The 7,881-nt window shown below is 67.1% G+C and carries 8 protein-coding genes; 4 read left to right on the top strand and 4 right to left on the bottom strand.

Features of this window, described 5'->3' with window-relative positions:
* Positions 1 to 23: 23 nt before the first annotated feature.
* Entirely contained in the window at positions 24 to 98 is a 75-nt protein-coding gene (locus PHP91_RS06360) for an SHOCT domain-containing protein (protein WP_300138541.1), read from the top strand.
* A 210-nt stretch (positions 99 to 308) separates the two neighbouring features.
* Here PHP91_RS06360 and PHP91_RS06355 read toward each other — a convergent pair whose 3' ends face one another.
* The 3 genes from PHP91_RS06355 to PHP91_RS06345 are packed head-to-tail and all read right to left on the bottom strand — an operon-like array spanning position 309 to position 4,861.
* Positions 309 to 1,436, bottom strand: coding sequence for an HD domain-containing phosphohydrolase (locus PHP91_RS06355; RefSeq protein WP_300138538.1), 1,128 nt, complete (start codon positions 1,434 to 1,436; stop codon positions 309 to 311).
* Positions 1,433 to 2,632, bottom strand: coding sequence for a response regulator (locus tag PHP91_RS06350; protein ID WP_300138535.1), 1,200 nt, complete (start codon positions 2,630 to 2,632; stop codon positions 1,433 to 1,435). The genes PHP91_RS06355 and PHP91_RS06350 overlap by 4 nt, the downstream gene beginning before the upstream one ends.
* Before the next feature lie 15 nt (positions 2,633 to 2,647).
* On the bottom strand, positions 2,648 to 4,861 hold the full coding sequence (locus PHP91_RS06345) for an ATP-binding protein (protein ID WP_300138532.1): 2,214 nt from the start codon (positions 4,859 to 4,861) through the stop codon (positions 2,648 to 2,650).
* Positions 4,862 to 5,093: 232 nt separating this feature from the next.
* Between PHP91_RS06345 and PHP91_RS06340 the strand changes: the two genes are divergently transcribed.
* From PHP91_RS06340 to PHP91_RS06330, 3 genes are read left to right on the top strand one after another with little or no spacing between them, the layout of a single operon-like run.
* Complete coding sequence (locus PHP91_RS06340; RefSeq protein WP_300138529.1) at positions 5,094 to 5,405, top strand: metalloregulator ArsR/SmtB family transcription factor; 312 nt, start codon at positions 5,094 to 5,096, stop codon at positions 5,403 to 5,405.
* Positions 5,406 to 5,450: 45 nt separating this feature from the next.
* Positions 5,451 to 6,539 (top strand): permease, encoded by a 1,089-nt coding sequence (locus PHP91_RS06335; protein WP_300138526.1) that lies wholly within the window; start codon positions 5,451 to 5,453, stop codon positions 6,537 to 6,539.
* 15 nt (positions 6,540 to 6,554) lie between these two features.
* Positions 6,555 to 6,785 (top strand): thioredoxin family protein, encoded by a 231-nt coding sequence (locus PHP91_RS06330; RefSeq protein WP_300138523.1) that lies wholly within the window; start codon positions 6,555 to 6,557, stop codon positions 6,783 to 6,785.
* Positions 6,786 to 6,947: 162 nt separating this feature from the next.
* On the opposite strand, the gene PHP91_RS06325 is transcribed toward PHP91_RS06330, so the two are convergent.
* Entirely contained in the window at positions 6,948 to 7,832 is an 885-nt protein-coding gene (locus PHP91_RS06325; protein WP_300138521.1) for a hypothetical protein, read from the bottom strand.
* Positions 7,833 to 7,881: the final 49 nt, after the last annotated feature.

Below are 7,881 nucleotides of genomic sequence, written 5' to 3'. Positions count from 1 at the left end.
CGGGAGCGCCCTCGCCCCGGGACGTGCTGAAGCGCCGCTACGCCGCAGGCGAGATCGACCGCGAAACCTTCAACCGCATGAAGGACGAGTTGGAGTAACATTTTTCCCTCCGCGACAGACGCGATCTACACCTCCCCGCAGTCAGGGCCGCCGACCGATTCAGTCCCGGTCGGCGGCCCGAGCAGCAAAGGCCCCGTCCGGGTTCCCCGGCGGGGCCTTTTGCCACGCTCCCTTCTCCTGCCCACGCCGCAAAAAACGGCGGTCCCCGTGACCGGGGGCCGCCGCCTGAAGCATGTGGCGTGAAAAGCCTAGGTCCTGTCCACCGGGACCAGGACGCGAACCCGCTCCGGGAGCCGCTTGGCCTTCATGAAGTTGGCGATGCGCAGCAGGGCCGTCTCGGTCAGCTCGGTGCCCTCGGCCACCAGGTGGACCTCGTCCAGGCTGAAGAGCGGCTCGTCCAGGATCATGCCCGGCTTGAGGTCCGCCAGGCTCAGTTGACGCCGCACATAGCCCTCGTCGCCCGCCGTGCCGCGCTCCAGCACGTCCACGGCCTTCTGGTCGTAGGCCCCGCCCCGGCGGCGGAGCACGTCGATGGCGTCCTGCTTGCCCATGCCCTGCTGGACCAGTTCGTCATAGTCCAGGCAGACCTTGAGGATGCGCGTCTCCAGCGGCAGGGCCGGGTTGTCCGTCAGGCTGTCGTTCTGGCACAGGATGATGTTCGAGACCCGCTCCATCCGCGGGATGTGGGCCAGCATGCCCGCCGTGACCGAGGGGTGCATGGCGTAGATCTGCGCCTCCTCGGCCGTGAGCCGCTGCCGGGTGAAGACCTTGGTCAGCACCGTGTCGGTCAGGGTGATGCAGCCGAGTTGGCAAAGCATGGCCGCCAGGTCGAGGTCGAGCCCGGACTTGAGTCCGATGTTCTGGCCCACGTAGGCGGTCAGGCGGCGCACCCGCTCGCTGCGTCCGAAAGCCTCGGGATTGACCAGGCCCAGGATGTCCGTGAGGATGCGGATGGAGCCCCGGAGCGTGCCCCGCAGCAGCTCCCGCTCGGCCACCACCAGCGAATACTGCTTCATGGCGATGTCCAGGGTGCGGACCATCTCGTCGATGGGGCTCGGCTTGGTCAGGAAGCGGAACACCGAGCCCTCGTTGACCGCCGAGATGGCGGACTGGAGGTCGGCATGGCCGGTGAGCATGACCCGGACCGTGTCCGGCGACATCTCCTGAACCTTGGCCAGGAAGGTGACGCCGTCCATCTTGGGCATCTTGAGGTCCGATACCACCACTGCGTAAGGGCCGCTGTCCTTGACCATCCGGAGCCCCTCGCCCGGGCCCAGGGCCGTCTCCACCGTGTAGCGCCTGCGCAGGGAGGCCCGATAGGAGTCGAGGATGTTCTGCTCGTCGTCGACAAAGAGCACTTTGCGGTCGTTCTTCATGCCTTCTCCATATACTTTTTGCACGCCTCCCGCCACGCCCCGATGCGGTCGGCCAGGCCCAGGGACTCCAGCATGGGCTCGTCCATCACGCTGTGCGTGTACCCGGAATACTGACGGAGCTCGTGTTGCAGCACGTTGGCCGCGTGGACGATCATCGTCGCCGAGCAGTCCGCGACGCAGACGACCGGGAGGTGGTGACCGTGCACGGCCTCCACCACCCTGGCCTTGAAGCTCCAGAGCCCCAGCAGGTAAGCGCCGACCTCGGCGTGGGAGACGCCGAACTCCAGCCCCTCGGCCCCATAGACCGGGCCGGAGTTCGTCCGGACCCGCTCCAGGACTGCGGCGTACCGCTCCTGCATCTCCGTGGCCAGGACCAGCTTGCCCACGTCGTGCAGCATGCCGCTGATGAAACAATCCTCCACGAACTGGTCGTCCTTCCGCTCGATGGAGGCGATGGCCTTGGCGAAATAGCCGGTCTCCAGGCTGTGCTCCCAAAGCTTGTTCACGGAGTACCCGGCCAGGGAGTCGCCCTTGATCTCGCGCAGCAGGTGCTCGCCCAGGACGAGCCCCTTGAGGGCCTCCACCCCGAGCAGGACCACCGCCCGCGCAGGGGACGAGACCTTGTCGTAGAAACCGAAGAAGGAGGAGTTGACCACGCGCATGAGGGTGGCGGTGACGCCCACGTCCCGCTCCACCAGCCCGGCGAGGCGCTTGAGGTCAGGCTCGGGACGGCTCAGCTCCTCGGAGATGCGCACGTAGAGGTCCGGGATGGCCGGCAGGGAGTCGACCCCGGCCACCACCCGGCGGACGCCGTCGTGGTTCAGGATGTGGCTCAGTTCGGTCACGCGGCGGATGGTCTCCACCACCGTATCGGAGCTGCACGGCTTGCTCAGGAACTGGTGCGCGTGCTTGACCGACTTGAGCAGCAGTTGCATCTCGGAGTAGCCGGAGAGGATCATGCGCACCGCGCCCGGCTGGCGCTTCTCGACCTCCTTGAGGAAGTCCCCGCCGTCCATGCCGGGCATCCGCATGTCCGCGATGACCACGTCGATGGGGTGCCTGTCCAGGATCGCCAGCCCGGCGGGGCCGCTGTCCGCAAAGTAGCACCTCCACTCCTTTCGCTTGAAATGGAGCATGGTGCGGAAGCTGTCGAGTATGGACTGGTCGTCGTCCACGAAGAGTATCTTTCGTTGCATGGCTGATCCTTGTCGCTAGCTCTCCGGGGGCAGGGTGATGATGAAGGTGGCGCCCCGGCCCACCTCGGACTCCACGTCGATGGACCCGCCGTGCCGCTCCACCACGATGTCGTGGACGATGGCCAGCCCCTGTCCGGTCCCGCGCCCCACCTCCTTGGTGGTGAAGAACGGGTCGAAAATCTTGTCCCGGTTCTCCGGCGGGATGCCCGTGCCGGAGTCGGAAATGCGAATGACCACCATGCCTTCCTCCGCCCGGGTGGACACGGCGATGGTCCCCTTTTCACCCGAGTTTCCCACCACGTCGCCGATGGCGTGGGCCGCGTTGACGACGATGTTCAGGAAGACCTGGCTGATGTCCCCGGCCAGACAGTTGACGATGGGGATATCCCCGTAGTCCTCCACCACGTCGGCCACGTACTTCCATTCATTCTTGGCTACCGTGAGCGTGTTGGCAAGCGATTCGTTTATATTCACCCCTTTCTTCCTGCCGTCGCCGGGGTGGGCGAAATTCTTCATGGCCCGGACGATGACCGCCACCCGCTCCGTGCCCTCCAGGGCGCGGGCGCACGCCTTGGGCGCCTCGCGCAGGACGAAGTCCAGGTCCGCCTCCCCCGCCATGTCGTCGATGGTGCGGACGATGGCCGGGTGGCCCCCCTCCTCGCGGCACAGGCGCAGCAGCTCCCGGCCCACGGCCATGATGGCCGAAAGGTCCGTGAGGGCGTCGCTCACGAACCGGACGGAATCGCCCACGTATTGGATGGGCGTGTTGATCTCGTGGGCGATGCCCGAGGCCAGCTCGCCAACGCTTTCGAGCTTCTGGGCGATGTTCAGCCGCCGTTCCAGGGTCTTGCGCTCCGAGATGTCCAGGACGATGACGCCGATGTGGGTCTCGCCCCGAATCTCCAGCTCCACCAGGTAGCGGGCCATGGGGAAGGACGCGCCGCTGGCGTGGCTGGCCACGCCCTCGGCATAGGCGGCCTCGATGGCGTCCGGGCAGAGCAGCCGCAGGGTCCCCCCGGAGGCCCCGGCAAAGGCCGCCCGGCAGTCGAGGCCGATGATGGCCTCCGGTTTCAGGCCGAACATGGCCCGGATCACCGTGTTGGCGCGCACGATCCGGCCCGTGGCCGGATTCAGGACGTAGAACGCGGCGTTGATGCCTTCGAGCAGGGCCGTCACCAACTGCCCGGTCTCCCGCGCCTCGGACTCGGCCTCGCGCCGCTCCCGGATCTCCTGCGAGAGCCGGGCGGCCTGCCGCTCCAGGTCGGCGGTGCGCCGGGCCATGTCCCGCTCCAGGCACTGGCTCAGGGCCTCCAGCCGGGCGTGGGGAATGATGAGCAGCCGCCGGCCGGCCAGGCGCACGGCCAGGACGAGCAGGAGCATCCCGCAGGTAAGGCCGGCGATGAGGAGCAGCAGCACGTGCCGGACGCGGCGGTCCAGGAGCTTGCGGCTGACCGTCTGCACCAGTTCGATGCCGGGATACCCGGTCTGGACGCGCAGGGTCAGCCCGCCCGCCGGTTCCAGCCCGGCCAGATCCAGGACCCGCCCCCGCCAGACGATGGCCACGCTCATGGTCCCGTCCTCCGGCACAGAGAGGAAATGGCATGCCTCTATGCGGATGAAGGCGGAAAGCGCCCCTGCGAAACGCCCATGCGCCAGGACCGGAACGGAAAGCCGCCACCAGGCCAGGGAGGGATCGTCGTCCGGCAGAAACACGCCGAGGGACCGGTCATGGCCGGACAGCCGGACAAGATCGTTCCCCTGCGGCAGACGGCCCGCCAGGTGGGGCGGGGCCGCGATCACGCCCCCGGCCGCGTCCTGAAGGCAGAAAGTCGCCTTTTCGCCAAGCATGGGCAGGGAGGCGAACAGCGATTCCAGGCCCCCGCCCGGCCCGCCGGTGACGGCGGCCGCGATCCGTCCCGTGGCCGCGTATTCGCCGAGCAGGGCCATCCGGTCGTCCACATAGCCCCGGAAGGCGTCCCGGTGGGCGTTCAACTGGCTCTGTACGCTTTCTAGACGCATGGAGGCCATCTCGCCGCCCACGATCCAGACGGCCACGAATACGGCCAGCCCGGCCTGGACCAGGAAGAACACGGCCAGCATCAGGGTGAAGACGCGGCTGAAGGAAGGCCCCTTGCCATTGGCGAGGTGGTCGGCCCCCCGGCTCCCGTCGAGATGGCCGGGACCCAGGTCGTCCCCCTGCGAAACATGCCCCATCGGTTGCGATTGCATCGGCGCCTCCGGTCCTGCCCACCCCGCCGCCCAGGCCGGAGCGAGGCGGGATTTCAACAGACCATACACCGGGCCATCGAACGATAAAATTATATTTCCCCCGCGGCCGCGAAACCACGCCCGGACGCCATCTCCCGGCCGATCGGAACGCCGCCCCCCCTTTTTTCCCCCGGTGCCGGCCTTGACAATGGAGAACACTTGGCTATGTTGCCAAGTGAAAGGAGCAACCGGCATGGCCCCGACACAGGACATCGTGTTGAAAAGCCGCTTCGAGGAGCGGGCCGAGGTGATGAAGGCCCTGGCGCACCCCTCGCGACTGATGATGATCGACGAGCTCTCGCGCGGCGAGCGTTGCGTCTGCGACCTGCAAACCCTGGTCGGCCATGACATGTCCACGGTCTCCAAGCACCTGAGCGTGCTCAAGAAGGCGGGCATCGTGGCCGACGACCGGCGCGGAAAGCAGGTCTTCTACCGGCTCAAGGTGCCATGCATCCTGAACTTCTTCCACTGCGTCGAGTCCGTCATCGAAGCGGCGGGAAAGTAATTTTTTTCAACAATCATTTGGCGAATACGCCAAGCGAGCGCGAACATGAAAGATCTTCCGAACCAGGCCCCCTGCTCCTGCACCACGTCCCCGGCCCCGAAGGCCGGGAGGGGCCCGTCCATGGCCCTGCAACTCATGGGAGGCGTCGCGGCCCTGGCCGCATGGTACGCACTGTACAGCCAGCTCCTGCCTTTCTCCAACTGGCTGACCTACGACCTCTTCGGCCTGGCCCCGGCCAGCCACCTGGGCTCGGCCGTCCAGTTCTTCGCCTACGACACGCCCAAGGTGCTCATGCTCCTGCTGCTGGTGGTCTTCCTGGTGGGCATCCTGCGCTCCTTCGTCACCGTGGAGTGGACCCGGCGCGCGCTGGCCGGGCGGCGGGAGTCGGCGGGCAACGTCCTGGCCGCGCTGCTCGGCGTGGTCACGCCGTTCTGCTCCTGCTCGGCCGTGCCCCTGTTTATCGGGTTCATGACCGCCGGGGTCCCGCTCGGGGTGACCCTCTCCTTCCTCATCTCCGCGCCCATGGTCAACGAGATCGCCCTGGTCCTGCTCTACGGCCTGCTGGGCTGGAAGGTGGCGGCCCTGTATTTCGCCACCGGCATCGGGGTGGCCGTGGTGGCGGGCTGGGTGCTCGGCCGTATGCGGCTTGAGCCGTACATCGAGGACTGGGTGCGCGACATCCGTGCGGGCGAGGCGGCCATGGCCGACCAGCGCATGACCTGGACCCAGCGGTTCGCCTACGCCCTGGATTCCGTCAAGGACATCGTGGGCCGGGTCTGGAAGTACGTGGTCCTGGGCATCGCGGCGGGCGCGGCCATCCACGGCTACGTTCCCGAGGGCTACCTGGCCGCCATCATGGGCAAGGCCACCTGGTGGTCCGTGCCGCTCTCCGTGCTCATCGGCGTGCCCATGTACACCAACGCGGCGGGCATCATCCCGGTGGTGGAGGCCCTGCTGGGCAAGGGCGCGGCCCTGGGCACGGTCCTGGCCTTCATGATGAGCGTCATCGCCCTCTCCTTTCCGGAAATGGTCATCCTGCGCAAGGTTCTCAAGCCGCGCCTCATCGCCATTTTCATCGCCGTGGTGGCCTGCGGCATCCTGCTGGTCGGCTACCTGTTCAACGCAATCATCTAACCAAGGAGTGCCGAAATGAAAATTCACGTCATGGGCCCCGGCTGCGCCAAGTGCGTCCAGGCCGAGAAGACCGTCAAGGAAGCCGTGGCCGAGGCGGGCGTCGACGCCGAGGTCGTCAAGGTCACCGACTTTCAGGAGATCGCCAAGTTCGGCGTGTTCTCCACCCCGGCCGTGGCCATCGACGGCGAGGTCAAGGTGGTGGGCAAGGCCCCGAGCAAAAAAGAAGTGCTCGCCTGGCTCAAGTAGCATCCGGTGCCCACGCGGCTGCGGCGCGGCCCCGAAATCCGTTTTCTCCCGCTCCGGCGCGGACGACGCGACAAGCGGGCCGACGGCCCACCCCGGTCCCCCGGCAAGGAAAAGCCCCCGCACGGCGACGCGCGGGGGCTTTTTTCATCGAAATTGCCGGTGCTAGAAGGGGCGGAGCATGCCCCAGGACACGCAGAGGGCGACCATGGCCTGGGTCCAGTTGCGGGTCTTGATGCACTCCTTGACCAGCCCCTCCTTGAGCACGCACTGGAAGTCGCGCAGCAGGCGGAAGTTGTCGTCCAGGGCGCGGCTGTCCGGCTGCTCCAGCAGGTGGGGCGTGAAACGCACCCGCTGCTTGAGGAAGTCGAACACGTCCGCGTCCGGGCGAGGCTCCATCCCGGTCCCGCCAACCACGAACTGCTCGCCGGGGTAGTGTGCGTCGGAGCTCACGGCCCACCCCAGCCCGAAGCCCCGGTCCTCGTAGGGGAGGTTCAGGGTCTTGTCCAGCTTGGCCTGGGTCTGGCGGAAGCAGCTCCGCACGCGGGCCGCGCCGATGCGGTTGTCCACGTTCATGGCCGAGCCGTTGTGGATCTCCACGTAGTCGACCATGGCCAGCAGCCGATGGTAGGCGCGGCGGCTCAGGATGTTGCCCGCCGAGGTGCGGCCCATGTGGAAGGGATGGGGCACGATGGAGATGGCGTCGGTCTCGCGGCAGATGGCGCCCACGTCGCGCACGGACCAGCTAAAGGTCGGGTACAGCTCCAGGGCGCGGGCCAGGGCCTCGCGCGTGCGGTACAGAAAGATGATGTCGATCCCCTCGGAGGAGATGGCCTCCACGCCGGGGATGATCTGAACGGGCAGGTCGGCCGTGGCCTCGGCCAGCCGGTCGTAGGCCTCCAGGGGCTTCTTGTAGGCGTGCTCGGTGGAGGCCAGGTAGTCCAGGTCCAGATGTTTCAGGTACCGGGCGATCTTGCGCAACCGCAGGCGCTTGCCGCGCTCTGGCATACGGTGGATGTTGGTATGGAAATGCAGATCGAAAGTGGCCATTGTTCTCCGAATCCCTGACCGGACGTCGCCGGGCGTCATTGCCCCGCGC

The organism is Pseudodesulfovibrio sp., from assembly GCF_028692895.1.
Lineage (GTDB): Bacteria > Desulfobacterota > Desulfovibrionia > Desulfovibrionales > Desulfovibrionaceae > Pseudodesulfovibrio.
Note: the sequence above shows the minus strand (reverse complement) of the source record. Positions and strands in the feature narration are given on the sequence as shown.

What these genes read in the sequence shown, in the direction of transcription:
- PHP91_RS06345 (WP_300138532.1), bottom strand. Translation starts at nt 4,861, where the DNA reads ATGCAATCGCAACCGATGGGGCATGTTTCGCAGGGGGACGACCTGGGT.
- PHP91_RS06350 (WP_300138535.1), bottom strand. Translation starts at nt 2,632, where the DNA reads ATGCAACGAAAGATACTCTTCGTGGACGACGACCAGTCCATACTCGAC.
- PHP91_RS06325 (WP_300138521.1), bottom strand. Translation starts at nt 7,832, where the DNA reads ATGGCCACTTTCGATCTGCATTTCCATACCAACATCCACCGTATGCCA.
- PHP91_RS06355 (WP_300138538.1), bottom strand. Translation starts at nt 1,436, where the DNA reads ATGAAGAACGACCGCAAAGTGCTCTTTGTCGACGACGAGCAGAACATC.
- PHP91_RS06340 (WP_300138529.1), top strand. Translation starts at nt 5,094, where the DNA reads ATGGCCCCGACACAGGACATCGTGTTGAAAAGCCGCTTCGAGGAGCGG.
- PHP91_RS06335 (WP_300138526.1), top strand. Translation starts at nt 5,451, where the DNA reads ATGAAAGATCTTCCGAACCAGGCCCCCTGCTCCTGCACCACGTCCCCG.
- PHP91_RS06330 (WP_300138523.1), top strand. Translation starts at nt 6,555, where the DNA reads ATGAAAATTCACGTCATGGGCCCCGGCTGCGCCAAGTGCGTCCAGGCC.